Consider the following 25,471-nt stretch of genomic DNA (forward strand, 5'->3'; position numbering starts at 1 on the left):
AAGAAGATCGATCAATATAGCGCCTCAACTCCCGTCACTGCAGCCCCATGCCACCCGCCTGCGGCGCCCCGTCTAACCCACCCCGCACACCAGGGGCGTGATGCCCTCGGGCCCGTCATCCTCCAGCGGCTGCGGGGGCTGGGCGGCGGCGAGCTTGCCTTCTTCCACGGTCATGCCGCGCGGCAGGGCCACGCCGTTCTTGGCGGCCAGGACCTCGGCCATGATGCTGACGGCGATTTCGGGGGGCGTCTTGCTGCCTATGTACAGGCCGATGGGGCCGCGCAGGCGCACCAGTTGCGCGTCGCCCAGGCCGAAGTGCTCGCTCAGGCGCTGCAGGCGCAGCGCGGTGTTGCGGCGCGAGCCGATGGCGCCGACGTAGAAGGCCGGGGATTCCAGGGCTTCCATGAGGGCCAGGTCGTCGAGCTTGGGGTCGTGCGTGAGGCCGATGATGCAGGTGCGCGCATCGGCGCGCATGGTGCGCACAAGGTCGTCGGGCATCTCGCGCGACAGCTGCACGCCGGCCACGCTCCAGTGGCGGCTGTATTCCTCGCGCGGGTCGCAGACGGTGACCGCAAAGCCGTTGAACAGCGCCATGGTGGCCAGGTATTCGGACAGCTGGCCTGCGCCGATGAGCAGCATGCGGTACTCGGGGCCGAAGCTGTTGGCGACCTGCTGCCCGTCATGCACCAGCGGCTCGGGCGCGTCGCTGACCTGCTGGGCGACCTGGCCCGTGGCCTTGTCCACGGTGCGCCGCACCATGCGGCCTTCGTCCAGCCATTGCACGAGTTGCTGCAGCGCAGCAGCGTCGGGATTGAATTCGAGCAGCAGCTCCAGCGTGCCGCCGCAGGGCAGGCCGAAGCGGTGGGCCTCGTCGGCGCTGACGCCGTAGCGCAGCAGCCGGGGCGCGCCGTCGCTCAGGGCGTCGGCGTCCGAGGCGTGGCTGTAGCGGGCGATCAGGTCGTCCTCGATGCAGCCGCCGGACACGGAGCCGACCACGGCGCCCGAGGCCCCCAGCGCCATGATGGAGCCGATGGGCCGGGGCGACGAGCCCCAGGTACGCACCACCGTGGCCAGCAGTGCGCGCTCGCCCTGAGCGCGCCATTGCGCGAGGTGGCGCAGAACATGAACATCCAGGTTTTCCATTGCAAATCTCCACGCCGGCACCTGGCTTGCCTGTGCAGCTGGGCGCCTGGCGTTTTTCGGCGGCTATTGTCTCTCTGCATCAAGAAGGGTGCTGCAGCATGTAAAAAGGGCTTGGTAGCGCAGGGCGAAGCATAGAAGCCACAACAAATCTGAGGCCAGAGACGCCGAGCAAGAGCCGCCTCGCGGCGGGGGCGCCCAGCCGAGGGCGTCGTCCCCCTCCCGCGAAGCGAGAGAGGGGGAAGCGGCGCAGCCGCTCAGGGGGAGCGCCCTAGTACCGCGAAAGCAGCCAGCCGGCGCCCAGGACGACGACGATGGCCAGCCCCCAGCACCACAGCGGGATGGCGCGGCGCGAGCGTTCCTCGGCCTCGGTGGCCGGTGCGGCATCCAGCGGCGTGGCCACGCCGGCTGCGGCGTCGTGCTCCCAGGCCTGGGCGTCCACGGTGGGCTCGATGTGGCCGGTTTCATCGGCCAGGCCGGCAGGCAGGTGGGACAGGTCGGCGGTGTCGCCTGCATCGGCAGGCGCTGCCGGCGCGCGCGGGTGGCGCTGCTGCATCAGCGTATCGAATCGTGCGAAGAAGTCGTCGGCCATGTTGCGCGCGGCGCCGTCGATCAGCCGCTGGCCCAGCTGGGCGATCTTGCCGCCGACCTGGGCCTGCACGCTGTAGCTGAGCAGGCAGCGCGGCTGGCCTGCGGCGTCAGCGGGCTCGGGAGTGAGGGTGACGTCGGCCTCGCCCTTGCCGAAGCCGGCCACGCCGCCCTGGCCTTCAAAGGCGATGCGGTAGCGCTCGGGCGGCGTGATGTCGGACAGCGTGACCTTGCCGCTGAACTTGGCCGATACCGGCCCCACCTTGACCGCCATGCCCACGGCGTACTGGTCATCGCCCTGGGGTTCGAAGCGGTCGCAGCCGGCCAGGCAGGCCTTGAGCGTTTCGGGATCGTTGAGCGCCTCCCAGGCCTGCTGCTGGCTGACGGCGAGGGAACGGCTGGCTTGCATTTCCATGGCAATTCCTTTCTGCGATGGGGGTGGCCGCAAGCGGCTCAGCGGCCTGGCGCCGCCAGCAGCCGCGCCAGGTGACCGGCCAGTTGCTGCAGCGATTCCAGGTTGTGTACCGCAAGCATGGCATGGGCATGACGATGCAGCACGGCCGCCCCCTGGGCCAGTGGGGCATACCCGTCAAAGCGCAGCAGCGGGTTGAGCCACAGCAGCCGCGCGCTGTGGCGGCGCAGCCAGGCCAGTTCGCGGTCCAGCTCGGCGGCATCGCCGGTGTCCAGGCCGTCGCTGATGATGAGCACCAGGGTGCGCCGGCCCACCAGGCCTGAAACCTGGTGGCGCGCATGCAGGCGGCGCAGTTCGCCCAGGCTGCTGCCCAGGCGGGTGCCGCCGCCAAAGTCGGCAATGGCGGCGTTGGCGCGCTCGAGCATGGCGTCGGTGTCGGCCTGGGCAAAGGCCGGGCCCAGGTCGCGCAGCTCGGTGCCGAAGCTGTAGACCTGGCGGCGCAGGCCCGCATGGCGCTGCGTGCTGGTGGCCGCGTGCAGGAAGGCCAGCAGCAGCCGCGCATAGCGCTCCATGGAGCCCGAGACATCGACCAGGGCCAGCCAGGGCAGCGGCAGGCGCCGCCGTTCGCGCCGCAGCAGCTGCAGCATTTCGCCGCCGTGGTGCGATGCCGCGCGCAGGCTGGCAGCCCAGTCGGGCACCGCGCCGCGCTGGCCGGTGCGCGTGCGGCGGCTGCTGTAGCGGGGCAAGGGAAGGGCAATGTCCCTGGCCAGGCGCTGCACCAGCAGGTATTCGCTGGCGCTGAGCTGGTTGAAGTCGGCATGGCGCAGGCGGTGGCGCTCGCTGGCCGTCATGGCGGCGTCCAGCTTCAGTTCTTCATCGACGGCGGCCCAGCCCTCGCCTGCCTGGCGGGGCGACAGCGCTTCCTGCACGCGCGGGCGGTGGCGCGGCGCGGACGGCCGGGGCGCCTGCGGCAGCAACTGGGCCAGCAGTTGCCGGGCCACGTCGGGATTGCGGAAGTAGGCGTCGAACAGTTCGCGGAACACGGCGCGGTCCTGGGCGTTGCTCACAAATACGGCCTCCAGCGCGGCGGCCATGTCCTCGCGCGCCAGGCCGACCAGGGACAGGGCCTGCTGGGCCAGCGCCATGCGCCCGCCATCCACGGGCACGCCCGCACGGCGCAGCGCACGCGCAAAGCCGACCAGGTTGCCTGCCAGCTTGCCGCTGCGCGCATCGCCCAGCCAGCTGGTGCGCTCGCCCCTATCGGCGGCACCGGCGGCACCGGCGGCACCGGCTGCACCAGCCGTCACGGCGCGGGCTCCGGCGCCAGCAGTTGCTGCAGCCGCTCGGGCGTGAGCGCGGCCACGTCCTCGCGCTGCTTGAAGAGGATGCCGGCCGTGTCGTGCACGACTTCGGGATCGACCACCAGGGTGTCCAGCGCCACCAGGGCCTTGGCCCATTCCACGCTTTCGGCAATGCCGGGCACCCGCTGGAAGGCGTCGGCAAAGGGCTGGCTGCGCAGCCGCCCCACGAAGCTCGCCACCTGGGCCGTCAGGGCCTGCCCGGCCCCAGGCACCAGGGCGCGCACGATGGCCAGCTCGCGCTCGCGCCCGGGATAGTCCAGCCAGTGGTAGAGGCAGCGGCGCTTGACGGCGTCGTGCAGGTCGCGCGTGCGGTTGCTGGTGAGCACGGTCACGGGCGGCACGCGTGCCGCCACCGTGCCCAGCTCGGGAATGCTGACCTGGTACTCGCCCAGGTATTCGAGCAGGAAGGCCTCGAAGGGCTCGTCGGCACGATCGATCTCGTCGATCAGCAGCACGGCGCCGGGCTCGGGCTGCTGCAGGGCCTGCAGCAGCGGGCGGCTTACCAGGTAGCGCTCCTGGTAGACCTCCTGCTCGGCGCGCTGCAGTCGGTCCTGCTGCGGTGCGGCCGCGGGCTGCGCCGAGGCCAGCTCGGCCGCGCGCAGGTGCAGCAGCTGGGCCGCGTAGTTCCATTCATACAGCGCCTCGCGCTGCTCCATGCCGTCATAGCACTGCAGCCGGATCAGGCGGCGCTCCAGCACGCGCGCCAGCGCCTGGGCCAGCGCGGTCTTGCCCACGCCAGGCTCGCCCTCCAGCAGCAGCGGCCGCTGCAGCCGCAGGGCCAGGAAGACGGCCGTGGCCAGGCGCCGGTCGGCGAAATAGCCTTCGGCCTGCAGCGCGGCGACCAGGGCGTCTATGGAGGCAATGGCTTGCTCGGGAACCTTCATTCAGTCCTTATCCAATCGTCATGGAACTGCGCTTCGTCTGCGCTGCGCAAAACTGGCGCAATCCAACTCAGGGACACCGAGGAAGGGCCGCCCCGCACCGAGGGTGTCGTCCCCCTTCAAGGGGGAAGGCGCGAAGCGACTCAGGGGGTCACCATAGTCACCCCAGCATCTGCGATACCGCACGCTGCGTCTGCACGCTGATCAACTGCGCCCGGTAGCGCGCGCTGGCATGCAGGTCGCTGTTGAGGTCGGCATGGTCGATCAGCACCTGGGCGGCCGCGTCGGGCGTGAAGCTCTGGTTGAGCGCGGCCTCCAGCCCCGTATGGCGGAACACGCTGAGCCCGGCGCCCGTGATGGCCACGCGCACGCCGCTGTCGGTCTGGGCGACGAAGACGCCCACCAGGGCGAAGCGCGAGGCGGGCTGCTTGAACTTGAGGTAGGCGGCCTTCTTCGGCACGGGAAAGCGCACGGCCGTGATCAGCTCGCCGCTGCCCAGCGCCGTGGTGTACATGCCCTGGAAGAAGTCGTCGGCCGCGATCTCGCGCCGGTCGGTGACGACAGTGGCGCCCAGGCCCAGCACGGCGCTGGGGTAGCAGGCAGCGGGGTCGTTGTTGGCCAGCGAGCCGCCGATGGTGCCGCGCGCACGCACCTGGCGGTCGCCGATGCCGCCGGCCAGCTCGGCCAGGGCCGGGATGGCGGCCTGGACCTGCGGGTTGGCGGCCACGTCGGCATGGCGCGTCATGGCGCGGATTTCCACGGTCTGGCCGTTGACGGCGATGCCGGCCAGGCCCTGGACGCGGTTCAGGTCCACGATCTGTTCGGGCCGCGCCAGGCGCAGGCGCATCGATGGCAGCAGGCTTTGCCCGCCGGCCAGGTACTGGCCGCCCTGGGCGGCCAGGGCAGCGGCGTCGGCTGTGGTGCCAGGGGCTTCATAGGTGAATGCGTACATGGCGCTCTCCTCAGGAGGTGGCTGCGGCGTCGATGGCCGACCAGACACGGTGCGGGCTGGCCGGCATGTCCAGGTCCCTGACACCCAGGGGATGCAGTGCGTCAAGCACGGCATTGATGACGGCGGGCGGCGAGCCTATGGCCCCCGCCTCGCCGCAGCCCTTGGTGCCCAGCGGGTTGTGCGTGCAGGGCGTGCAGACGGTGCCGAGCTTGAATTCGGGGAAATCGTCGGCGCGCGGCATGGCGTAGTCCATGAAGCTGCCGGTGAGCAGCTGGCCGGTCTCGCGGTCGTAGACGCAGTTTTCCAGCAGCGCCTGGCCTATGCCCTGGGCCACGCCGCCGTGCACCTGGCCTTCGACGATCATGGGATTGATGATGGTGCCGAAGTCGTCCACGGCGCTGAAGCGGTCCACGCGCACCACGCCCGTGGCCGGGTCCACCTCGACCTCGCAGATGTACGTGCCTGCGGGGAAGGTGAAGTTGGTGGGGTCGTAGAAGGCGGTTTCGTTGAGGCCGGGCTCCAGCTTGTCCAGCGGGTAGTTGTGCGGCACATAGGCGGTGAGCGCGATCTGGGCGAAGGGGACTTTCTTGTCGGTGCCACGCACCGTGAACTCGCCGCCTGCGAAGTCGATGTCGGCGTCGCTGGCCTCCATCAGGTGGGCCGCGATCTTCTTGGCCTTGGCCTCGATCTTGTCCAGCGCCTTCATGATGGCCGCGCCGCCCACGCTGATGGAGCGTGATCCGTAAGTGCCCATGCCGAACGGCACACGGCCCGTGTCGCCGTGGACGATGTCCACGTTCTCCACGGGTATCCCCAGGCGCGCGGCCACCACCTGGGCAAAGGTGGTCTCGTGCCCCTGGCCGTGGCTGTGCGAGCCCGTGAACACGGTGACGCTGCCCGTGGGGTGCACGCGCACCTCGCCGCATTCGAAGAGGCCGGCCCGCGCGCCCAGGGCGCCCGCGATGTTGCTGGGCGCCAGGCCACAGGCCTCGATGTAGCTGCTGTAGCCCAGGCCGCGCCTGAGGCCCCGCGCCTCGCTGTCGGCACGGCGCGCGGCAAAGCCGGCCACGTCGGCCAGGGCCTCGGCCTTGTCCATGCAGGCGCCGTAGTCGCCCACGTCGTACTGCAGGGCCACGGGCGTCTGGTAGGGGAAGCTGGTGACGAAGTTGCGCCGCCGTATCTCGGCCTGGGACAGGTTCAGCTGCCAGGCGCAGCGGCTGACCAGGCGCTCCAGCAGGTAGGTGGCCTCGGGCCTGCCCGCGCCCCGGTAGGCATCGACGGGCGCGGTGTGGGTGAACCAGGCATCGACTTCCACATAGACCTGGGGCGTGGCGTACTGGCCGGCCAGCAGGGTGGCATAGAGGATGGTGGGCACGGCGCTGGCGAAGGTGCTCAGGTAGGCGCCCAGGTTGGCATCCGTGTGCACGCGCATGGCCAGGAACTTGCCGCTGGCGTCCATGGCCATCTCGGCATGGCTGACGTGGTCGCGGCCATGGGCGTCGGTGAGGAAGGACTCGCTGCGGTCGGCCGTCCACTTGATGGAACGATTGAGCTTGCGCGCGCCCCAGGTCAGGCAGACATCCTCTGCATACAGGAAGATCTTGGAGCCGAAGCCGCCGCCCACGTCGGGCGCGATCACGCGCACCTTGTGCTCGGGAAGGCCCATGACGAAGGCCGTCATCAGCAGCCGCTCGACGTGCGGGTTCTGGTTGGCCACGTACAGCGTGTACTCGTCATTGGCGCGGCTGTAGCTGCCGATGGCCGCGCGCGGCTCCATGGCGTTGGGAACCAGGCGGTTGTTGACCAGGTCCAGCTGGGCGATGTGGGCGGCACCGGCGAACACGGCATCCACGGCGGCCTTGTCGCCGATGGCCCATTTGTAGCAGTGGTTGTCGGGGGCGATATCGTGCACCACCGCGCCGGGCACGCTGCCGGCCGCCGCGTCGGCCACCAGTACCACGGCGGGCAGCGGGTCGTAGTCCACCTCCACCAGCTCGGCCGCGTCGCGCGCCTGCTCCAGCGTCTCGGCCACGACCATGGCGACCTGGTCGCCCACGTAGCGCACGGTGTCCAGCGCCAGGATGGGATGCGGCGGCTCCTTCATGGGCTCGCCGTTGGTGCTGGTGATCAGCCAGCCGCAGGGCAGGCCGTTGATCTTGTCGGCCGCCACGTCGGCGCCCGTGAGCACGCCGATGACGCCGGGCGCGGCCCTGGCCGCGTCGGTGGAAACGGAGCGCACGCGCGCATGCGCGTGCGGCGAGCGCACGAACACCGCATGGGCCTGGGCGGCCAGCGCGATGTCGTCGGTGTACTGGCCCGCGCCCGTGAGGAAGCGGTAGTCCTCCTTGCGCTTGACGGGCTCGCCGATGTGGGGGAGCTTGGAAAAGTCGGATGCACCCATGGCTGTCTCCTTGTGGTGACCTGCGGCGCTCAGGCCGCAGGCCCTGCCATGGCCTGGCTGCCCTTTTTCACGGCGGCCACGATGTTCTGGTAGCCCGTGCAGCGGCACAGGTTGCCCTCCAGCGCCTCGCGGATCTCGCGATCGCCCGCGCACGGCTGGCGCTGGCACAGGTCCACGGCGCTCATGACCATGCCCGGCGTGCAAAAGCCGCATTGCAGGCCGTGGCACTCCTTGAAGGCCGCCTGCATGGGATGCAGGCCGCCGTCGATATCCGCCAGCCCTTCGATGGTGCGCACCTCGCAGCCCTCGGCCTGCACGGCCAGCATGGCGCAGGACTTGACGGCGTGGCCGTCGACGATGACGGTGCAGGCCCCGCACTGGCTGGTGTCGCAGCCCACATGCGTGCCGGTCAGGCGCAGGTGCTCGCGCAGCGCATGCACGAGCAAGGTGTTGGGTGGAACGTCGATGCGCTGCGCGCGCCCGTTGACGGTGAGCTGGACATTCATCGTGCTGTCTCCTGCCTGTGTTCGGCGGTGATCTGGAACGTGGGGGAACGCCGGAAACCTCGCCTGCCATGGTCGCCCTGCCCGCAGGCACCCGTTCTAGGGTTGACCCGCAAGCCCGGGCCGGGCGGCGCGGATATTCTCAAAATGACACAGTCGTCACCGCAGCCGCAGCCCGCACCGCTTGCGCCTGCGCCCCCGGCTTCGACCGTGCCCGCCTGCCAGCCCGTTCGCAATCCCTTGCCAGCCAGCCACAGGAGTCCCCGCCCCATGTTCGCCCTGAGCCCCGACGCCGCGCAGCCCTGCCCCGCCGATCCGCGCCACGCGCAGATCGCCCGGGCCCGCAGCCTGGCCTTCGGCGAGCAGGCGCTGGCCGGCATGCCGCCTGCCACTCTGCCCGCCCCCCCTGCCGGCATCGCGCCCTGGCTGTGGCGCTCCTGGCAGCGCTGCCTGGCGGCAGGCCGCCGCCCGGGCGAGCGCGTGGTCTACGAAGCACTGGGGCCGCATGCGCTGCGCCAGGCACGTGACGGCCACGAGGCGCTGCTGCAGGCGGCGCACCCCGTGATGACCCAGCTGGTGGGCGCCGTGGGCACCATGCGCTACTTCAGCCTGCTGACCGATGCGCACGGCACCGTGCTGGACGTGCAGGGGCCGCTGGACCGCAGCGACATCCGCGTGCAGGCCATCGCCCGTGTGGGCGTGGACCTGTCCGAGCAGGGCGTGGGCACCACCGCCATCGGTGCGGCCCTGGCCGAGCACGGCCCCGTCTGGCTGCACCGGGCCGAGCATTTCTTCGAGGCCAACCGCCACTACAGCTGCGCGGGCGCACCGCTGTACGCCCCGGACGGCCGCTGCCTGGGCATGCTGGACATCACGGGCGTGGACGTGCCCGAGCGGCCCGAGCTGATGCACCTGGCGCTGCGCTGCGCCCGCGCCATCGAGGACCGGCTGCTGCGCGCCCTGCCCCACGCGCTGCTGCTGCACCTGAACTGGCCCGGCGGGCCTCTGGGTCAGGAGGGCGAAGGCCTGCTGGCCGTGGACGCCGAAGGGCATGTGGCGGGCAGCAATACCCTGGCGCGCCAGCTGGTGCCCCAGCCGCTGGCGCATCCGGGCCAGCCGCTGCACTGCAGCGAACTGCTGGCCATGCCCTGGACGGCGCTGGTGGAGCATGCGCGCCAGCGCCCCAACGAACCGCTGCGCCTGCCGCTGTGGTCGGGCCTGCGGCTGCAGGCCCTGGTGCAGCCCGGCCCGCAGCTGCGCCAGCTGCTGCCTGCGCTGGGCATGGCAGCGTTGGCCACAGCCGCCCAGCCCAGCCCGCTGCGCGCCAGCGAGGGCGTGCTGATCGAGCAGGCCCTGCAGGATGCCCAGGGCAATGTGACCCGGGCCGCCCGCGCGCTGGGCATCAGCCGGGCCACGATGTACCGAAAACTGGGAGCCCGCAGGCCCCGCGCGACAACCTGAACGGGACGTTTCCTCGGGTTCACACGGATTTCTTTTAGGGGGAGCAGGCCGCCTGCGGCGTTCGGGTCTCCGTAGAATCGACGGCTTTGGTCCATGCGCCGACAAGAGCGCTGCGCGCCGGCCTACAGGCCGGCGTACGGCGACGGACCCAATACAGCCTACTTTTTGGAGACACCATGCAGGCTTTGCTCAAATTCTCAAGAGGGGTCGACTGGCTCAACAGCCTGGTCGGGCGATGCCTTATCTGGCTGATCCTGGCCTCGACGGTCATCAGCGGCATCAATGCCATCGTGCGCAAGGTGTTGCACACCAGCTCGAACGCCTACCTCGAAGTGCAGTGGTACCTGTTCGCCGCCTCCTTCCTGCTGGCCGCCGGATATACGCTGCTGCAGGGCGAGCACGTGAAGGTGGATGTGATCGCCAGCCGTCTGTCCAAGCGCACGCAGATCTGGATCGACATCTTCGGCTTCGTCTTTTTCCTGACCCCCATGGCGCTGGCCATCCTGTGGTTCGGCACGCCGTTCGTGATCCAGGCCATCCAGACCGGCGAGATGTCGGGCAATGCAGGCGGCCTGGTGCGCTGGCCCGTCTACCTGATGATTCCCCTGGGCTTCGGGCTGCTGCTGCTGCAGGGCATGTCGGAGCTGATCAAGCGCATCGCCTTCCTGAAGGGCCTGATCGACGATCCCACGGCCAAGAAGGGCGAGAAGACCGCAGAGCAAGACCTGGCCGAAGCCCTGCGCGGGCTGGCAGGAGCCAAGGACAAAAGCGGGCAAGGCGCCTGATCGGGGAAACAGACATCATGGAATTCGTGATCCACAACCTGGCCCCGATCATGTTCGCGGGGCTGATACTTTTCCTGCTCGTGGGATTTCCCGTGGCATTCAGCCTGGGCGCCTGCGGACTGTTCTTCGCCTTTGTCGGCATCGAACTGGGCGTGCTGCCCGAAGCCCTGCTGCAGGCCCTTCCGCTGCGCATCTTCGGCATCATGCAAAACGAGACGATGCTGGCCATACCGTTCTTCACCCTCATGGGGCTGATACTGGAGCGAAGCGGCATGGCCGAGGACCTGCTGGAGACCGTGGGCCAGCTCTTCGGCCCCGTGCGCGGCGGCGTGGCCTTTGCGGTGATCTTCGTGGGCGCGCTGCTGGCGGCGACCACGGGCGTGGTCGCGGCATCGGTGATCTCCATGGGCCTGATCTCCCTGCCCATCATGATGCGCTACGGCTATGACCGCCGGGTGGCCTCGGGCGTGATCGCGGCCTCGGGCACGCTGGCGCAGATCATTCCGCCGTCCCTGGTGCTGATCGTGCTGGCCGACCAGCTGGGCCGCAGCGTGGGAGACATGTACAAGGGCGCCTTCCTGCCGGGCCTGATGCTGACGGGCTTCTATGCGCTGTTCATCGTCGTGCTGGCCATCTTCAAGCCCGCCATGGTGCCCGCCCTGCCGCCCGAGGCGCGCACGCTGCGCGAGCCCAATGGCAACTCCGGCCTGCCCTCCACCCTGGTGCTGACCGTGCTGTGCGTGGCGGCCTCGATGGTGGTCGCCCAGTACATGCCCCAGCTGCACACCTGGTGGTCCGGCGATGTGGTGGAGAAGGTCGCTCTGGACGAGACCATCGTGGTGTCCATGTGCTTCGGCGTGGCGCTGGCCTTCATCGCCGCCATGTTCAACAAGCTCACGGGCCTGCACCTGCTCAGCCGCATGGCCGAGCGCGTGACCTTCGTGCTGATCCCGCCGCTGCTGCTGATCTTCCTGGTGCTGGGCACCATCTTCCTGGGCGTGGCAACCCCCACCGAAGGCGGCGCCATGGGCGCACTGGGCGCGGCCGTCATGGCCTTCGTGCGCGGCCGCCTGAGCATGGACCTGCTCAAGCAGGCGCTGATGTCCACCACCAAGCTGTCGTGCTTCGTGATGTTCATCCTGATCGGCGCGACCATGTTCGGCCTGACCTTCCAGGGCGTGGACGGCCCCAAGTGGGTGGAGGAGCTGCTGGTGTCCCTGCCCGGCGGCGAGATCGGCTTCCTGATCGTGGTCAACATCATGATCTTCGTGCTGGCCTTCTTCCTGGACTTCTTCGAGCTGTCCTTCATCGTCGTGCCGCTGCTGGCCCCCGTGGCCGACAAGCTGGGCATCGACCTGGTCTGGTTCGGCGTGCTGCTGGCCGTGAACATGCAGACCTCGTTCATGCACCCGCCCTTCGGCTTCGCGCTGTTCTTCCTGCGCAGCGTGGCCCCGGCCAAGGCCTACGTGGACAAGGTCACCAAGAAGATGACCGAGCCCGTGACCACCATGCAGATCTATGCGGGCGCCATCCCCTTCCTGCTGATCCAGCTGGTCATGGTGGCCCTGATCATCATCTTCCCCGGCATCGTCTCCAGCGGGCTGGACAAGAAGGTGGAGTACGACCTGGACAAGGTGCGCCAGGAGATGGAGGCATCCATGCCCGAGGCCATCGACTTCAACGACCCCATGTTCAACGGCGACGGCGCGAACCAGCCCCCCGCACCCGAGGGCACCCCTGGCGAGCCCTCGGCCCCGGCGGGCGGTGAGGACGATGCGCTCAAGGCGCTGCAGGACCAGCTGCAGCGCGAGCAGCCGGCCACGCCGGGCGAGAGCAAGTCCGGCAGCTGATCGCAGGCTCCCTCAAGGACAGCAAAGGCCCCGCAACCGCGGGGCCTTTTTTCGTTCGGACCCCGGCGTGCGCCGGTCCCCTGCGCGCATGAAAAAAGCCGGGCAGTGCCCGGCTTTCGCGCATGACGCCCGAGGGCGCCGCGACTTCACAGCTTCTGCGCCGACATGAAGGCGTCGTAGCGCGCCTCGGCGAAGCGGAACCACAGCACCTCGTCGCGCTGGAAGTTGCGGTAGTCGCTGTAGATCTTCTTCCATGCAGGGTTTTTCTCGGCCAGCTCCGCATAGACCGCCATGGTGGTCTTGTAGGAGGCATCGAGCACGGTCTGCGGGAAGGCCAGCACCTTGGCCTTGCTGGCCACCAGTTGCTTGAGCGCGCCGGGATTGCGCGCGTCGTAGCGGGCCTGGGTGACCACATGGGCCTCGTGCGAGGCGGCCTGCACCATGGCGCGCTGCTCGGGCGTCAGCGCGGCCAGCGCCTTCTGGTTCACGTAGAACTCGAGGTTCAGGCTGCCTTCCCACCAGCCGGGGTAGTAGTAGAACGGCGCGACCTTGTTGAAGCCCAGCTTGAGGTCGTCATAGGGGCCGATCCATTCGGCCGCATCGATGGTGCCCTTTTCCAGCGCCTGGTAGATTTCGCCACCCGGGATGTTCTGGGGCACGCCGCCCATGCGCTCGATGATCCGGCCCGCGAAGCCGCCGATGCGGAACTTCAGGCCCTTGATGTCCTCGGTCGTCTTGACCTCCTTGCGGAACCAGCCTCCCATCTGGGCGCCGGTGTTGCCGCCCAGGAAGTTGACGATGCCGTATTCGGCATAGAACTCGCGCATCAGCTTGCCGCCGTTGCCGTCCACGTTCCAGGCCGTGAGCTGGCGCGAGTTCATGCCGAACGGAATGGCGCCGCCGATGGCAAAGGCCTCGTTCTTGCCGAAGAAGTAGTAGGGCGCCGTGTGCGCGATCTCCACCGTGCCGTTTTGCACGCCATCGACCACGCCGAAGGCGGGCATCAGCTCGCCGGCCGCATGCACCGACACCTCGAACTTGCCGCCCGACATTTCCTTGATCGCCTTGGAAAACACCTCGGCAGAGCCGTAGATGGTGTCCAGCGAACGCGGAAAGCTGGACGCCAGGCGCCAGCGCACCGCCGCCTGCGCATGAACGGCTGGCGCCGCTGCGGCAGTCAATACGCCGGCCAGACCGGCGTGCTTGAGTGCTTTTCTTCTGTCCATCTCTGTCTCCTCCTGATTCGCTCTGCTTGAGAGCATTCAAAAAAGGCCGGACTGCTCTTGGCAGCTCGGCCCACATACATCATCGGAACAAAAAAGCCCGCCGTCCCCGCTGCATTTCGCAGAGGGGACGCGGGCTTGGCCTGCAGGCGTGGAAGGCATGGACCGTCCTTGTGCGTGCTGCTGGCTGCAGACCTGCTTACAGCTTGGCCGTGGTCATGTAGCTGTTGTAGCGGAACTCCGAGAAGCGCTCCCACAGCAGCTGGTCGCGCTGGAAGGTGCGCAGGCTCTGGTTGATCTTCTTGAACATGGGCGACTTGGCGTCATGCTCGGCCATGATCTCCATGACGGCCTTGTAGCCGGCATCCATGAAGTCCTTGGGGAAGGCCTTGAGCTGGGTCTTGTCGGCCACCAGCTTCTTGAGCGCCACGGGGTTGTTGGCGTCGTACTTGGCCGTCATGTCGCGCGCTGCCACGTTGCAGGCCGCATCGACCATGGCCTTGTACTCGGGCGACAGGGCCGCATACGCCTTGGTGTTGATGAAGAACTCCAGCTCGGCGCCGCCTTCCCACCAGCCGGGGTAGTAGTAGTAGGGAGCGACCTTGTTGAAGCCCAGCTTCTGGTCGTCGTACGGACCCACGAATTCCACGGCATCCAGCGTGCCCTTTTCAAGCGCCTGGTAGACCTCGCCCACGGGCATGTTCTGCGCGACCACGCCGAGCTTGAGCATGGCGTCGCCGAACAGGCCGCCGCCCAGGCGCATCTTCAGGCCCTTGAGATCGGCCACCGACTTGATCTCCTTGCGGAACCAGCCGCCCATCTGGGTGCCCGTGTTGCCTGCGCTCTGGCTCTTGATGTTGTACTGGGCATAGAACTCGTCCATGAGCTTGCGGCCGCCGCCGTGCTCCATCCATGCATCCATCTGGCGCGCCGTCAGGCCGAAGGGCACGGCGCAGCCGAAGGCGAAGATGTAGTCCTTGCCGGTGAAGTAGTAGGGCGCCGTCAGCGCCATCTCGATGGTGCCGTTCTGGATGCCGTCGACCACGCCGAAGGCGGGCATCAGCTCACCGGCCGCATGCACCGAGACTTCGAACTTGCCGCCCGACATCGCCTTGAGCGTCTTGGAGAACATTTCGGCCGAGCCGAAGATGGTGTCCAGCGACTTGGGAAAGCTCGCGGCCAGACGCCAGCGGACCGCCTCCTGGGCGTGGACTGCGGGTGCGGCTCCCACAGCCAGCACGCCGGCGATTCCCGCATGTTTGATGATCGAACGACGGTCCATGAATGTCTCTCCGCGATGTGTTGTCAGTCAGAAAAAGCCACCACCACCCCTTGCTGCGCAAGGTCCGCTGCCCCTCCGAGGGGCCGCTTCTGCCTTGGGGGCCCGGCGGCAAAAAAAACGCACGTTCGCACGTGCATTCACACTGTATCAGGTGGTATCGATTCTAAAAACGCCGCAAAGCAAGCGCGGACGGGGTTTTCCCCCGCGTAGTCCTGCTCGGCATGCGCGATGCGCCCCATCGCGGGGCACAGGCCCGTCCCATCTTCAGGCCACGGCGCGCTCGGGCGCCAGGTGGGCGCGCACCGACGCCTCGATGCCGGCCGCGTCCAGCCCCTGCAGGGCCAGCAGCCTGGCGGGATCGCCGTGCTCGATGAACTCGTCGGGCAGGCCCAGCTGCAGCAGCTGTCGCGTGATGCCGGCAGCCTGCAGCGACTCGGCCACGGCGCTGCCTGCGCCACCCATGATGCAGCCCTCTTCCACGGTGACGATGAGCTCGTGCGTGGAGGCCACCTGGCGCAGCAGTTCCTCGTCCAGCGGCTTGGCCCAGCGCATGTTGACCACGGTGGCGTCCAGCGCCTCGGCTGCGGTCAGCGCGGGATACAGCAAGGTGCCGAAGGCCAGGATGGCGACCTTCTTCGCCGCCGATTCGCGGCGCACCTCGCCCTTGCCGAAGGGCAGGCCCTGCAGGCTCTCCAGCGGGGCCACGCCCACGCCCGCCCCACGCGGGTAGCGCACGGCCACCGGATGGTCCTGCTCGTAGGCCGTGGTGAGCAGTTGGCGGCATTCGCGCTCGTCGGCCGGGCAGGCCATGCTCATGTGGGGAACGCAGCGCACGAAGGCGATGTCGTAGGCACCGGCATGCGTGGCGCCGTCGGCGCCGACCAGGCCCGCACGGTCCAGCGCAAAGACCACGGGCAGCTTTTGCAGCGCCACGTCATGGATCAGCTGGTCGTAGGCGCGCTGCAGGAAGGTCGAGTAGATGGCGACCACGGGCTTGAGCCCCTCGCAGGCCATGCCGGCCGCGAAGGTGACGGCATGCTGCTCGGCAATGCCCACGTCGTAGTAGCGGCCCGGAAAGCGCTTGTGGAATTCCACCATGCCCGAGCCCTCGCGCATGGCCGGCGTGATGCCGACCAGGCGCTGGTCCTTGTCCGCCATGTCGCACAGCCACTGGCCGAAGACCTGGGTGAAGGTCTGCTTCGGGGGCGTGGCCGGCTTGACCAGGCCCACGCTGGGGTCGAACTTGCCGGGGCCGTGGTAGGCCACGGGGTCGGCCTCGGCCAGCTTGTAGCCCTGGCCCTTCTTCGTGACCACGTGCAGGAACTGCGGGCCCTTGAGGCTCTTGATGTTCTCCAGCGTGGGGATCAGCGAGTCCAGGTCATGCCCGTCGATGGGGCCGATGTAGTTGAAGCCGAAGTTCTCGAACAGCGTGGCCGGCACGACCATGCCCTTGGCCTGCTGCTCCAGCCGCTTGGCCAGCTCCAGAAGCGGCGGCACCTGCTTGAGCACGCTCTTGCCCATGTCGCGCGCCTTGGCGTAGAACTGCCCGCTCATGAGCTGGGCCAGGTAGCGGTTGAGCGCGCCCACGGGCGGGCTGATGCTCATGTCGTTGTCGTTGAGGATGACCAGCAGGTTGGCATCGGTCACGCCGGCGTTGTTCAGCGCCTCGAAGGCCATGCCGGCCGTCATGGCGCCGTCGCCGATGACGGCGATGGCGCGGCGGTCCTCGCCCTTTTGCTTGGCGGCCAGGGCCATGCCCAGGGCGGCCGAGATGCTGGTGGAGGAGTGGGCCGTGCCGAAGGTGTCGTACTCGCTCTCGGCGCGCTGCGGAAAGCCCGACAGGCCGCCGAACTGGCGCAGCGACGCCATGCGCTCGCGCCGGCCCGTGAGGATCTTGTGCGGATAGGTCTGGTGGCCCACGTCCCAGACCACGCGGTCGTAGGGCGTGTCGAACACCGCATGCAGCGCCACCGTCAGCTCCACCGTGCCCAGGTTGGAACTCAGATGCCCGCCGGTCTTGGAGACGCTGTCGAGCACATAGGCACGCAGCTGCTGGGCCAGGGTCTTGAGTTCGGCACGCGACAGACGCCTCAGATCCGCGGGATCGTCGATGGTCTGCAGCAGGGAGTAGGTGTTCGTGGTCATGCTAGATATCTTGATGGCCGCAAGACCATCGCCCATATTTTCGTATCAGTTGCCTGTGGCATCGAACGCCACCCTTGCAAGTAGCGCGCCCCCACCAAGGGACACCGAGCAAGGGCCGCCCCGCAGCGAGGGTGTCGTCCCCCTCCCCCGCGAAGCGGGTAGAGAGGGGGAAGGCGCGAAGCGACTCAGGGGGTGCTTCATTGTCAGTGAGTGCGGCTCACGACCATGTCGGCCAGTGCCGCCAGGGCCCGCGTGTCCGGCAGGCCGCTGCGCGCCAGCGCCGCGTGCGCCAGGGCGCACAGCTCGTCGGCATGGGCGCGGGCCTGGTCCAGGCCCAGCAGCGAGACGTAGGTCGGCTTGTCGTTGGCCGCGTCCTTGCCGGCCGTCTTGCCCAGGGTGGCCGAGTCGGCCACCACGTCGAGGATGTCATCCACCACCTGGAAGGCCACGCCCAGCGCCTGCCCGTAGTCGGACAGCGCCTGCCAGGCCTGGGCATCCACGCCCTCCTTGCAGGCTGCGCCCATGAGCACGCTGGCATGCAGCAGGGCGCCGGTCTTGAGGCGGTGCATCTCGCGCAGTTGGGCCTCGCTCAGTTGCAGGCCCACGCTGGCCAGGTCAATGGCCTGGCCACCGGCCATGCCCTGCGCGCCTGCGGCACGGCCCAGCAGCCGGCACAGCCGTGCCTGCAGCGTATCGGGCATGCCGTCAGCCTCGTCGGGCGCGGGCACGAGCAGCTCGAAGGCCAGTGCCTGCAGCGCGTCGCCGGCCAGCAGGGCCGAGGCCTCGCCGAACTGCACATGGACCGTGGGCTTGCCACGGCGCAGCACGTCGTTGTCCATGCAGGGCATGTCGTCGTGCACCAGCGAATAGGCATGGATCAGTTCCACGGCGCAGCCGGCACGCACGGCGGCCGACGGCAGGCCGGCCACGGCCTCGGCCGCAGCCCAGACCAGCAGCGGGCGCAGGCGCTTGCCGCCATCGAGCACGGCGTATCGCATGGCTTCGCCCAGGCCGGCCGGCGCATCCACGCCCACCCATTGGGACAGCGCGCTTTCGGTGCGCGCCAGGCGGTCGTTCATCCAGCAGGGAAAATCCAGCGCGCCAAGGCCCGGCGCCTGGGAAACATCGGAAGCGGAAGTCATCAGGGCACTCATGGCAATCTTCAATCCTGGCTCCAAGGGGCCAGGGTCCCCTCGTCAAGCACCTTGACCTGCTCCTGCACCGCGTCGAGCTGGCCACGGCAGTAGCCGAGCAGCTGCGCCGCGCGCTGGTAGCCGGCCAGCATCTGCTCCAGAGGCAGCTGGCCCGACTCGATCTGCGCGATGAGCTGCTCCAGCTCCTGCAGCGCGGATTCGTAACTGGTGGGCTCGGCGGGAGCCTTGGGGGCAGCCTTGGGCATGTGGCGTTGGCAGTGCGTTGTGGGGAACCGACGATTCTAGGCGTCCCTCCGCGACCGCGCCGCCAATAACCGGACAGCCCTTGACAGGCGCCATCGGCCGCTTGCAATACACGTACCGGGCATCCGGAAATAACCCCACGGGCTATAATCCCATTCCCCGCCAAACCGGCCCCTTGCCTAGGCATGCGGTCGGGCTCACCGACAAGACAGGACGCCTCGGGCGCCGCTTGTTTTCAAGTCGTGAAGCCTGTCTCCATGTCCAGGAACGGCCGGTTTTGCTTTTTCCAATCCCGTGCGCACGCGCACCCTCCCTGTGGGGAGTCTTTAGGTCAGGTCACCCATGTCTGATTTAAGTCTTCAACTGCAGCAGGCCGCAAGCCAACTACCAGTTTCCAGCTACTTCGACCCTGCGCTGTTCCAGCGTGAGTTGGAGACCATCTTTCAACGCGGCCCGCGCTACGTGGGCCATCAACTGGCCGTTCCCGAGATAGGCGACTACTACGCCCTGCCCCAGGAAAAAGAAGGCCGTGCGCTGGTGCGCAACGCCAGGGGGCAGGTGGAGCTGATCTCCAACGTCTGCCGCCACCGCCAGGCCGTGATGCTCAAGGGCAGGGGCAACCTGATGACCGAAGGCAAGGGCCATGCGGGGGGCAACATCGTCTGCCCGCTGCACCGCTGGACCTACAGCACCAGCGGCGAGCTGCTGGGCGCACCGCACTTCAGCCACGATCCCTGCCTGAACCTGAACAACTACCGTCTGCGCGAGTGGAACGGCCTGCTGTTCGAGGACAACGGCCGCGACATCGAGGCCGACCTCGCCGGCATGAAGCTGCGCGAGCAGCTGAGCTTCGAGGGCTTCGTGCTCGACCATGTCGAGATGCACGAGTGCAACTACAACTGGAAGACCTTCATCGAGGTCTACCTCGAGGACTACCACGTGGGCCCGTTCCATCCGGGCCTGGGCAACTTCGTGACCTGCGATGACCTGCAGTGGGAGTTTTCCAGGGAGTACTCGGTGCAGACCGTGGGCGTGGCGCCCGGCTTTGCCCGGCCCGGCTCGGACACCTACAGGAAGTGGCACGACGTGCTGCTGGCCTACCGCAACGGCGAGCTGCCCGAACGCGGAGCGATCTGGCTGACCTACTACCCGCACATCATGGTGGAGTGGTATCCGCACGTGCTCACGGTCTCGACCCTGCACCCGCTGGCCGTGGACCGGACACTGAACGTGGTCGAGTTCTACTACCCCGAAGAGATCGCCGCCTTCGAGCCCGAATTCGTGCAGGCGCAAAAGGCCGCCTACATGGAGACCTGCATCGAGGACGACGAGATCGGCGAGCGCATGGACGCCGGCCGCAGGGCGCTGTACGAGCGCGGCGACAACGAGGTCGGCCCCTACCAGAGCCCCATGGAAGACGGCATGCAGCACTTCCATGAGTGGTATCGCGGCGTGATGGGCGACGCAGTCCCCGCACGCTGATCGGCTCCGGCTCTTCCGACGGCCCGCATTCGTGCGGGCCGTCTGCATTGGGCCTCCTGCATCGAGCGGCAGGCCCGCCGCACAGCTCTTCTGAATGCAAGCGCCCTGGTGTGCCCAATGGGCAGGGCTGGCGACTGCAATGCATCCCGAGGCAGACCCAATGTCTTGGCTTATGCAATACAGTGCCTTGCGCGTGCCCCTGCCGCGGCCCCGGGCCGTAGACAGCCAGGCGGCATGCGCCAAAAACAAAACCCAACCCTTTTCTCGTCCAGCGCCGCGGTCCTTGTGCGGCTCTATCCGGTCATTAATATGCAAGCCCTGTGGATGGTGGCGGCCGCATTCGTCTTTGCGGTCATGAGTGTGTGTGTGAAGTTCGCCTCCCAGGATTTCAACGCGGCGGAGATCGTCTTCTACCGCGGGCTGGTCAGCATGGTGGCGCTGTGGTGGCTGGCGCGCCACCAGGGCATTTCGCTGGCCACGCGCTACCCGCGCGAGCATGCCTGGCGCAGCTTCGTGGGCGTGACTTCCATGGGCGCCTGGTTCTACTCCATCGGCCACCTGCCGCTGGCCACGGCCGCCACCTTCAACTCCATGAGCAGCATCTGGATGGCGGTGTTTCTGATCGGCCAGGGCCTGCTGCTGCGCCACCAACTGCGCCGCCAGCCCGAATCGCATGCGCTGCGCGCACTGCCGCCGTTTCCCTGGAGCCTGGTCGCCACCGTGGCCCTGGGCTTCGTGGGCGTGATCCTGGTGCTGCGCCCCAGCGCGGCGCCGCAGGAATTCGTGGCCAGCGCGGGCGGCCTGATCGGCGGGGTGTTCGCTGCCATGGCCTATATGCAGGTGGCCACGCTGTCGCGCATGGGCGAGCCCGAGGCGCGCGTGGTCTTCTACTTCGCACTGGGCTCGGCCGTGGCCGGCGCCCTGGCCATGTGCTTCACGGGCGTGTCCGCCTGGCCGGGCTGGCGCGCGCTGTGGCTGCTGCCCGTGGGCGTGCTGGCTGCCGTGGCCCAGGTCTGCATGACGGCGGCCTACGCTTCGGCCGGCAACAGCCGCAATACCCTGGTGGTGGCCAATCTGCAGTACTCGGGCATCGTCTTTGCCGCCCTGCTGAGCCTGGCGCTGTTCGGCGAAAGCGTGCCGCTGATCGGCTGGGCCGGCATCGTGCTGATCGTGGCCAGCGGCGCACTGGCCACAGCCCTGCGTTCACGCGGCTGACGGCGACGGCCCACCTGGGGCCGTCGCATAATGGATCGGACCTTTTGCCGCAGGCGCACCGCCGCCTGCGCTGGCTTTCGGAGTTCCGCATCCATGACATCCAACACCTCCTCCTACCAGACCCTGATCTCCGTCCAGGAACTGGCCGCGCTGCAGTCCGGCGGCCGTCCGCTGATGGTCTTTGACTGCAGCTTCGACCTGGCCCAACCCGCAGCCGGCAAGGCGCAGTACCTGCAGGCGCATATTCCCGGCGCCGTCTTCGCCGACCTGGACCATGACCTCAGCGCAAAACACGGCGTGCCCGGCGCACATGGCAGCGTGGCGGCCAGCGAGCAGGCAGCCTCGGGCGGCCGCCACCCGCTGCCCAGCCGCGAGCTGTTTGCCATGTGGCTGTCGGAGATCGGTTTTTCCAACGACATGCAGGCCGTGGTCTATGACCGCAACGGCGCCAACTACTGCGGGCGCCTGTGGTGGATGCTGCAGTGGGCCGGACATGGCGATGTGGCCGTGCTCGACGGAGGTCTCCAGGCCTGGCAGGCCGCAGGCCAGCCTGTGGCATCGGGCGAGGAAAGCGCGCGCTTTCAGTCCAACTTCGAGCTGCACGAGCCGCTGCAGCAGCTGGTGACGGCACAGCAGGTGCTCGATGCACTGGGCAGCGCAGGCCAGACCGTGGTCGATGCACGCGCCCCGGCCCGCTACCGCGGGGAGGTCGAGCCGCTGGACCCTGTGGCCGGCCACATCCCGGGCGCGCTCAACCGGCCCTTCACCGAGAACATTGCGGCCGACGGCCGCTTCAAGCCCGCCGCCCTGCTGCGCGCCGAGTTCGACCGGCTGCTGGCCGGCCGCGATCCGGCCAGCGTGGTCCACCAGTGCGGCAGCGGCGTGAGCGCCCTGCCCAACCTGCTGGCCATGCGCATTGCAGGACTGCCGCCGGCACGGCTTTTCGCGGGCAGCTGGAGCGAGTGGTGCAGTGACCCGAAGAGGCCGGTGGAGCGCGGCTAATTCGGCTTATGCCCGCCCCTGGGAGGCTGCACAATGACAGCACTGTGTCAAAAGGCCGACATGCAACAACACCACTGCAGCGGCCTGCTCCCAGGCCCCCGGACGGCAGAGGCCGGGCGAAATCGAGTCATCCAAACCTTGCTACAGGTGTAAGGTAAATCTTACAAACGCCGTCTCACAACCAGACATCCGGCGCAGACCTGCCCCGACTTCAACGGCCAGGGCCCCTCCTCCACAATCCATCCCAACAGATCGCAACAGGTTGAACATCTTGTTTCTACCCCGGTGTTGCGGCTGCCGAGATGCAAAGGATGGTCCTATGAACAATGAACAGCTGCTTGCCGAAATCCGCGAAGCCAACCTCACTTACCTGATGCTGGCCCAGACCCTGATCCGCCAGGACAAGGCGGAAGCGGTGTTCCGCCTGGGACTGAACGAAGAATCCTGCGACCTGCTGGCCGCGCTGTCGGCAGCCCAGGTGCTGAAGCTGGCCTCGCGCAATACCCTGCTCGCCAGCTTCCGCGTGGACGACGAAATGGTCTGGAGCTTGCTGACCAACCACAGCAGCAACAAGATCGGCAACGGTGCGACCAATACGCTGCACGCCAACATCCTGATGGCCAGCCGCGTTTCCGAAGTCCTCTGATCCGCCCGAAGAACTCTGGAGCCCGCCATGTCCACCGCCGTCAAAAGTGTCCTGAACGAGTCCAAGCAGATCGAGCGTGCCGCCATGCTCATCGAGATGGGTGCACGCATGCAGGTGCTCGAATCCGAGACCACGCTGTCCTACGAGCGCCTGATCCGCCTGTACAAGGAGATCGCCGGCAAGTCGCCATCCAAGGGCCAGCTGCCGTTCTCGACCGACTGGTTCCTGACCTGGCAGGAGAACATCCACAGTTCGCTGTTCCTGAATATCTACGAATACCTGTCCAAGGGCGCCGAGCTGGATGCCGTTGAACAACTGACCAAGGCCTACCGTCTCTATACCGAGCAGATCCAGGCCGCCGAGCTGGAGGCGCTGCTGTCCTTCACACGCGCATGGCGCCTGGTGAAGTTTGTCGATGCGCAGATGCTGACCCGCACCCAGTGCTCCGTGTGCAAGGGCCAGTTCGTGACCGAGCCCTACGAGAACGAGCGCCACTACCAGTGCGGCCTGTGCAATCCGCCCGCACGCGCCGGCAAGAGCAAGAGCGCCGGCTCCCTGATGCTGCATTGAGCCCCTGCATCGCCGCAGCGATGCACCAGCACGGATTCAGACCGTCTCGCCGCCTGCCCTGGCGGCGCAGTCGCTGGCGAACTGCGGCAACTGCTCTCCCGGCAGGGCCCGGCTGAAGTACCAGCCCTGCACCAGCAGCTCGCCCTCGAAGCCCAGGGCCTGCAGCTGCGCCTGGGTCTCCACGCCTTCGGCCACCACGTTCAACTGCAGCGCCTCGCAAAAGCGCAGCAGGCCGTCCAGCACCAGCGCGCCCTTGGCATGACCGCTGGCCACGACGAAGCTGCGGTCGATCTTGATGGCATCCACGTCGAACTGGTGCAGGTAGCTCATGGACGAGAAGCCGGTGCCGAAGTCGTCTATGGCCACCTTGGCGCCCAGCGCGTGGATCTGGCCTATGGCCTTGCGGATCGCCTCCACATCGCCCACCAGCGCTTCCTCCGTGATCTCCACGCCCACCTGGCCCCTGGCCTGCGCCAGCAGCATCAGCAGGCGCGAGCAGTACTCGGGCGATGTCAGCGTGGCGCCCGTGACATTGATGCTGATCGGCAGGGAAAAACCGTGCTGGCGCCACAGCCGGCATTGGCGCACGGCAGCGCCCGCCACCCACAGATCGACCTCGCGCATCAGGCCGGCATCACCCAGCCAGCGCAGAAAGCCGCCGGGCTGCTGCAGCCTGCCCTGCGAATCGTGGGCGCGCAACAGGGCCTCGCAGCCCAGGCACAAGCCGCTGCGGTGCGAGACCTGGGGCTGGAATTCCAGGTGGAATTCGTACTCGCTGATGCGGCGGATATGGGACAGCATGGTCTCGCGCCGGGCCTGGGTCTCGTGCGCCAGCACCAGCGGATCGCGCGTGACCAGGCCCGCCTCCTCGGGCAGCCGGGAGAACGTGGTGTCCAGCGCGCGCAGCACGATGGCGCCATCGTCCTGGCCCAGCCGGTCGATGGAGCGCACATAAGGCGCATAGACCAGCGCCCCCAACACCGTCAGCGCCAGTTGCAGCACCACGGCGCCCATGTCGCCGCCCGTGCTCACGTAGGCATTGAAGACCACGGGCGCGGTCAGGGGCAGCACCATCGAGGCCGGAGCCACCCAGCCGGCCTGCACCACCGTGACGGCCACGACCAGATTGATGGCGGGCACCGCCAGAAAAGGCACGAGCAGGCGCAGGTTCAGGATGACCGGCAGGCCGAACAGCAGGATCTCGTTGACGTTGAGCAGGGAGATGGGCAGCGCGGCCAGCGCCAGCATGCGCAGGCCGCGCCCCTTGCAAAACAGCAGCACGGCCAGCGCCAGTGACAGCGTGGCCCCCGAGCCGCCGATGAAGACGAAGGACCCCATCAGGCCGCCGTTGAGCGCCCAGGGCGCCACCAGCCCCTTGGCCACGGCGGCGGCGTTGGCCAGCACGGCCTGGTCCAGCACCTGGAAGAAGGGTTGCATGGCGTAGTAGCCCTGCACGCCAAAGAACCAGAGCACGGAATTGAGCAGCGTCAGCGTCAGCCCGCTGCGATAGGGGCTCTCGGGGGTGGCGATGGCCAGCGGCAGTTCGGCCTGGGTGATATCGGGCAGCACCTGCTGCAGGCCCAGCAGCAGCACGACCAGCAGCAGCGCGACGATGGAGCCGGGCACGACCAGGTTCATCACCTCGCGTACGTTCTCGCCCACAAAGCCCGTGCGCGCAATGCGCGTCCAGCGCATGGCGCTGAGCCTGGCCATCAGCGGCACGGTGATCAGGGGCGAGGCTATGGCGATGAACAGCACCAGCGTGGCGGCCGCGCGCGGATGCTCGCGCAGCAGGAAGATGGCCATCTGCACATGGGCAAAGCACAGAAAGGTCACCGGCAGGCGCGGCAGCCTGTGGCGTATGGAGAGCATGTAGCCGATGGAGGCGGCCACCAGCAGCGGCAGGATGCTGCCGATCTGCGCATGCAGGCCCGCAAGAAGCTGCACCACGGGCTCGGGCTGGCCGGACATCTGCGCCAGCGCCGACAGTATGAGAAACAGGGCCGAGACCAGCAGGCATGGGACCAGCCAGAGCAGGCCTTCGCGTATGGCCCGCATGGAGTTGGCACCGGCCAGCCTGGCCAGGCGCTGCGTCAGGAACAGTTGCATGTCCGGGAACCCCGGCCATGGCGTCTTGTTGCCCATAAGCTCCCACCCTTCACTTCCCGGCAGGAG

At 68.0% G+C, this 25,471-nt stretch carries 21 protein-coding genes; 8 read left to right on the top strand and 13 right to left on the bottom strand.

All coding sequences use genetic code 11. The annotated features are described in order from the left end of the window. Positions 1-72 precede the first annotated feature (72 nt). The 7 genes from U6958_RS25895 to U6958_RS25925 form a co-directional block, all read right to left on the bottom strand. Positions 73-1,143 (bottom strand): XdhC family protein, encoded by a 1,071-nt coding sequence (locus U6958_RS25895; RefSeq protein WP_017407859.1) that lies wholly within the window; start codon positions 1,141-1,143, stop codon positions 73-75. A gap of 268 nt (positions 1,144-1,411) precedes the next feature. Next, positions 1,412-2,143, bottom strand: a complete 732-nt coding sequence (locus U6958_RS25900; protein ID WP_016448920.1) for a CoxG family protein — start codon at positions 2,141-2,143, stop codon at positions 1,412-1,414. A 38-nt stretch (positions 2,144-2,181) separates the two neighbouring features. Next, complete coding sequence (locus U6958_RS25905) at positions 2,182-3,447, bottom strand: VWA domain-containing protein (RefSeq protein WP_074921583.1); 1,266 nt, start codon at positions 3,445-3,447, stop codon at positions 2,182-2,184. Continuing rightward, entirely contained in the window at positions 3,444-4,385 is a 942-nt protein-coding gene (locus U6958_RS25910) for a MoxR family ATPase (protein ID WP_046988110.1), read from the bottom strand. Before U6958_RS25910 ends, U6958_RS25905 begins: the two co-directional genes overlap by 4 nt. Before the next feature lie 157 nt (positions 4,386-4,542). Next, on the bottom strand, positions 4,543-5,334 hold the full coding sequence (locus U6958_RS25915) for a xanthine dehydrogenase family protein subunit M (RefSeq protein ID WP_074921584.1): 792 nt from the start codon (positions 5,332-5,334) through the stop codon (positions 4,543-4,545). 10 nt (positions 5,335-5,344) lie between these two features. Continuing rightward, complete coding sequence (locus U6958_RS25920) at positions 5,345-7,735, bottom strand: xanthine dehydrogenase family protein molybdopterin-binding subunit (protein ID WP_074921585.1); 2,391 nt, start codon at positions 7,733-7,735, stop codon at positions 5,345-5,347. Between the two features lie 29 nt (positions 7,736-7,764). Beyond that, positions 7,765-8,241: a (2Fe-2S)-binding protein gene (locus U6958_RS25925; protein WP_013803615.1), complete on the bottom strand. Its 477-nt coding sequence runs from the start codon at positions 8,239-8,241 to the stop codon at positions 7,765-7,767. 267 nt (positions 8,242-8,508) lie between these two features. On the opposite strand from U6958_RS25925, the gene U6958_RS25930 reads away from it, so the two are divergent. The 3 genes from U6958_RS25930 (at position 8,509) to U6958_RS25940 (ending at position 12,334) form a co-directional block, all read left to right on the top strand. After that, positions 8,509-9,699 carry a helix-turn-helix domain-containing protein gene (locus U6958_RS25930; RefSeq protein WP_074921586.1) on the top strand — a complete coding sequence of 397 codons (1,191 nt, stop codon included), beginning with the start codon at positions 8,509-8,511 and terminating at the stop codon, positions 9,697-9,699. Between the two features lie 176 nt (positions 9,700-9,875). After that, positions 9,876-10,484 carry a TRAP transporter small permease subunit gene (locus U6958_RS25935; protein WP_016448926.1) on the top strand — a complete coding sequence of 203 codons (609 nt, stop codon included), beginning with the start codon at positions 9,876-9,878 and terminating at the stop codon, positions 10,482-10,484. 17 nt (positions 10,485-10,501) lie between these two features. Then, a complete protein-coding gene (locus tag U6958_RS25940; RefSeq protein WP_016448927.1) occupies positions 10,502-12,334 on the top strand; it encodes a TRAP transporter large permease subunit in 1,833 nt (610 codons plus the stop codon). Positions 12,335-12,480: 146 nt separating this feature from the next. Here U6958_RS25940 and U6958_RS25945 read toward each other — a convergent pair whose 3' ends face one another. The 5 genes from U6958_RS25945 to xseB form a co-directional block, all read right to left on the bottom strand. Beyond that, on the bottom strand, positions 12,481-13,560 hold the full coding sequence (locus U6958_RS25945) for a TRAP transporter substrate-binding protein (RefSeq protein WP_016448928.1): 1,080 nt from the start codon (positions 13,558-13,560) through the stop codon (positions 12,481-12,483). Between the two features lie 196 nt (positions 13,561-13,756). Next, positions 13,757-14,839, bottom strand: coding sequence for a TRAP transporter substrate-binding protein (locus tag U6958_RS25950; RefSeq protein ID WP_016452489.1), 1,083 nt, complete (start codon positions 14,837-14,839; stop codon positions 13,757-13,759). Between the two features lie 264 nt (positions 14,840-15,103). After that, positions 15,104-16,984 carry a 1-deoxy-D-xylulose-5-phosphate synthase gene (gene dxs / locus U6958_RS25955; RefSeq protein ID WP_017405740.1) on the bottom strand — a complete coding sequence of 627 codons (1,881 nt, stop codon included), beginning with the start codon at positions 16,982-16,984 and terminating at the stop codon, positions 15,104-15,106. Between the two features lie 203 nt (positions 16,985-17,187). Beyond that, a complete protein-coding gene (locus tag U6958_RS25960) occupies positions 17,188-18,138 on the bottom strand; it encodes a polyprenyl synthetase family protein (RefSeq protein ID WP_016448931.1) in 951 nt (316 codons plus the stop codon). A gap of 8 nt (positions 18,139-18,146) precedes the next feature. Continuing rightward, on the bottom strand, positions 18,147-18,383 hold the full coding sequence (gene xseB, locus U6958_RS25965; protein ID WP_016448932.1) for an exodeoxyribonuclease VII small subunit: 237 nt from the start codon (positions 18,381-18,383) through the stop codon (positions 18,147-18,149). Positions 18,384-18,723: 340 nt separating this feature from the next. On the opposite strand from xseB, the gene U6958_RS25970 reads away from it, so the two are divergent. The 5 genes from U6958_RS25970 (at position 18,724) to flhC (ending at position 23,296) form a co-directional block, all read left to right on the top strand. Continuing rightward, positions 18,724-19,863: an aromatic ring-hydroxylating dioxygenase subunit alpha gene (locus U6958_RS25970; RefSeq protein WP_016448933.1), complete on the top strand. Its 1,140-nt coding sequence runs from the start codon at positions 18,724-18,726 to the stop codon at positions 19,861-19,863. Between the two features lie 309 nt (positions 19,864-20,172). Next, positions 20,173-21,078, top strand: coding sequence for a DMT family transporter (locus U6958_RS25975; RefSeq protein ID WP_016452492.1), 906 nt, complete (start codon positions 20,173-20,175; stop codon positions 21,076-21,078). A 93-nt stretch (positions 21,079-21,171) separates the two neighbouring features. After that, positions 21,172-22,080 (top strand): sulfurtransferase, encoded by a 909-nt coding sequence (locus tag U6958_RS25980; protein WP_047325849.1) that lies wholly within the window; start codon positions 21,172-21,174, stop codon positions 22,078-22,080. Positions 22,081-22,399: 319 nt separating this feature from the next. Next, on the top strand, positions 22,400-22,726 hold the full coding sequence (flhD, locus tag U6958_RS25985) for a flagellar transcriptional regulator FlhD (protein WP_012204159.1): 327 nt from the start codon (positions 22,400-22,402) through the stop codon (positions 22,724-22,726). A gap of 27 nt (positions 22,727-22,753) precedes the next feature. Beyond that, the gene (gene flhC / locus U6958_RS25990; RefSeq protein ID WP_016448936.1) at positions 22,754-23,296 is read left to right on the top strand and encodes a flagellar transcriptional regulator FlhC; all 543 of its coding nucleotides are present in this window, start codon (positions 22,754-22,756) and stop codon (positions 23,294-23,296) included. Between the two features lie 36 nt (positions 23,297-23,332). On the opposite strand, the gene U6958_RS25995 is transcribed toward flhC, so the two are convergent. Next, on the bottom strand, positions 23,333-25,441 hold the full coding sequence (locus U6958_RS25995) for an EAL domain-containing protein (protein WP_016448937.1): 2,109 nt from the start codon (positions 25,439-25,441) through the stop codon (positions 23,333-23,335). Between the last annotated feature and the right edge of the window lie 30 nt (positions 25,442-25,471).

The sequence above is a fragment of the Delftia lacustris genome, from assembly GCF_040267515.1.
Lineage (GTDB): Bacteria > Pseudomonadota > Gammaproteobacteria > Burkholderiales > Burkholderiaceae_C > Comamonas > Comamonas tsuruhatensis.

What these genes read in the sequence shown, in the direction of transcription:
- U6958_RS25895 (WP_017407859.1), bottom strand. Translation starts at nt 1,143, where the DNA reads ATGGAAAACCTGGATGTTCATGTTCTGCGCCACCTCGCGCAATGGCGC.
- U6958_RS25900 (WP_016448920.1), bottom strand. Translation starts at nt 2,143, where the DNA reads ATGGAAATGCAAGCCAGCCGTTCCCTCGCCGTCAGCCAGCAGCAGGCC.
- U6958_RS25910 (WP_046988110.1), bottom strand. Translation starts at nt 4,385, where the DNA reads ATGAAGGTTCCCGAGCAAGCCATTGCCTCCATAGACGCCCTGGTCGCC.
- U6958_RS25915 (WP_074921584.1), bottom strand. Translation starts at nt 5,334, where the DNA reads ATGTACGCATTCACCTATGAAGCCCCTGGCACCACAGCCGACGCCGCT.
- U6958_RS25920 (WP_074921585.1), bottom strand. Translation starts at nt 7,735, where the DNA reads ATGGGTGCATCCGACTTTTCCAAGCTCCCCCACATCGGCGAGCCCGTC.
- U6958_RS25925 (WP_013803615.1), bottom strand. Translation starts at nt 8,241, where the DNA reads ATGAATGTCCAGCTCACCGTCAACGGGCGCGCGCAGCGCATCGACGTT.
- U6958_RS25930 (WP_074921586.1), top strand. Translation starts at nt 8,509, where the DNA reads ATGTTCGCCCTGAGCCCCGACGCCGCGCAGCCCTGCCCCGCCGATCCG.
- U6958_RS25935 (WP_016448926.1), top strand. Translation starts at nt 9,876, where the DNA reads ATGCAGGCTTTGCTCAAATTCTCAAGAGGGGTCGACTGGCTCAACAGC.
- U6958_RS25940 (WP_016448927.1), top strand. Translation starts at nt 10,502, where the DNA reads ATGGAATTCGTGATCCACAACCTGGCCCCGATCATGTTCGCGGGGCTG.
- U6958_RS25945 (WP_016448928.1), bottom strand. Translation starts at nt 13,560, where the DNA reads ATGGACAGAAGAAAAGCACTCAAGCACGCCGGTCTGGCCGGCGTATTG.
- U6958_RS25950 (WP_016452489.1), bottom strand. Translation starts at nt 14,839, where the DNA reads ATGGACCGTCGTTCGATCATCAAACATGCGGGAATCGCCGGCGTGCTG.
- dxs (WP_017405740.1), bottom strand. Translation starts at nt 16,984, where the DNA reads ATGACCACGAACACCTACTCCCTGCTGCAGACCATCGACGATCCCGCG.
- U6958_RS25960 (WP_016448931.1), bottom strand. Translation starts at nt 18,138, where the DNA reads ATGAGTGCCCTGATGACTTCCGCTTCCGATGTTTCCCAGGCGCCGGGC.
- xseB (WP_016448932.1), bottom strand. Translation starts at nt 18,383, where the DNA reads ATGCCCAAGGCTGCCCCCAAGGCTCCCGCCGAGCCCACCAGTTACGAA.
- U6958_RS25970 (WP_016448933.1), top strand. Translation starts at nt 18,724, where the DNA reads ATGTCTGATTTAAGTCTTCAACTGCAGCAGGCCGCAAGCCAACTACCA.
- U6958_RS25975 (WP_016452492.1), top strand. Translation starts at nt 20,173, where the DNA reads ATGCAAGCCCTGTGGATGGTGGCGGCCGCATTCGTCTTTGCGGTCATG.
- U6958_RS25980 (WP_047325849.1), top strand. Translation starts at nt 21,172, where the DNA reads ATGACATCCAACACCTCCTCCTACCAGACCCTGATCTCCGTCCAGGAA.
- flhD (WP_012204159.1), top strand. Translation starts at nt 22,400, where the DNA reads ATGAACAATGAACAGCTGCTTGCCGAAATCCGCGAAGCCAACCTCACT.
- flhC (WP_016448936.1), top strand. Translation starts at nt 22,754, where the DNA reads ATGTCCACCGCCGTCAAAAGTGTCCTGAACGAGTCCAAGCAGATCGAG.
- U6958_RS25995 (WP_016448937.1), bottom strand. Translation starts at nt 25,441, where the DNA reads ATGGGCAACAAGACGCCATGGCCGGGGTTCCCGGACATGCAACTGTTC.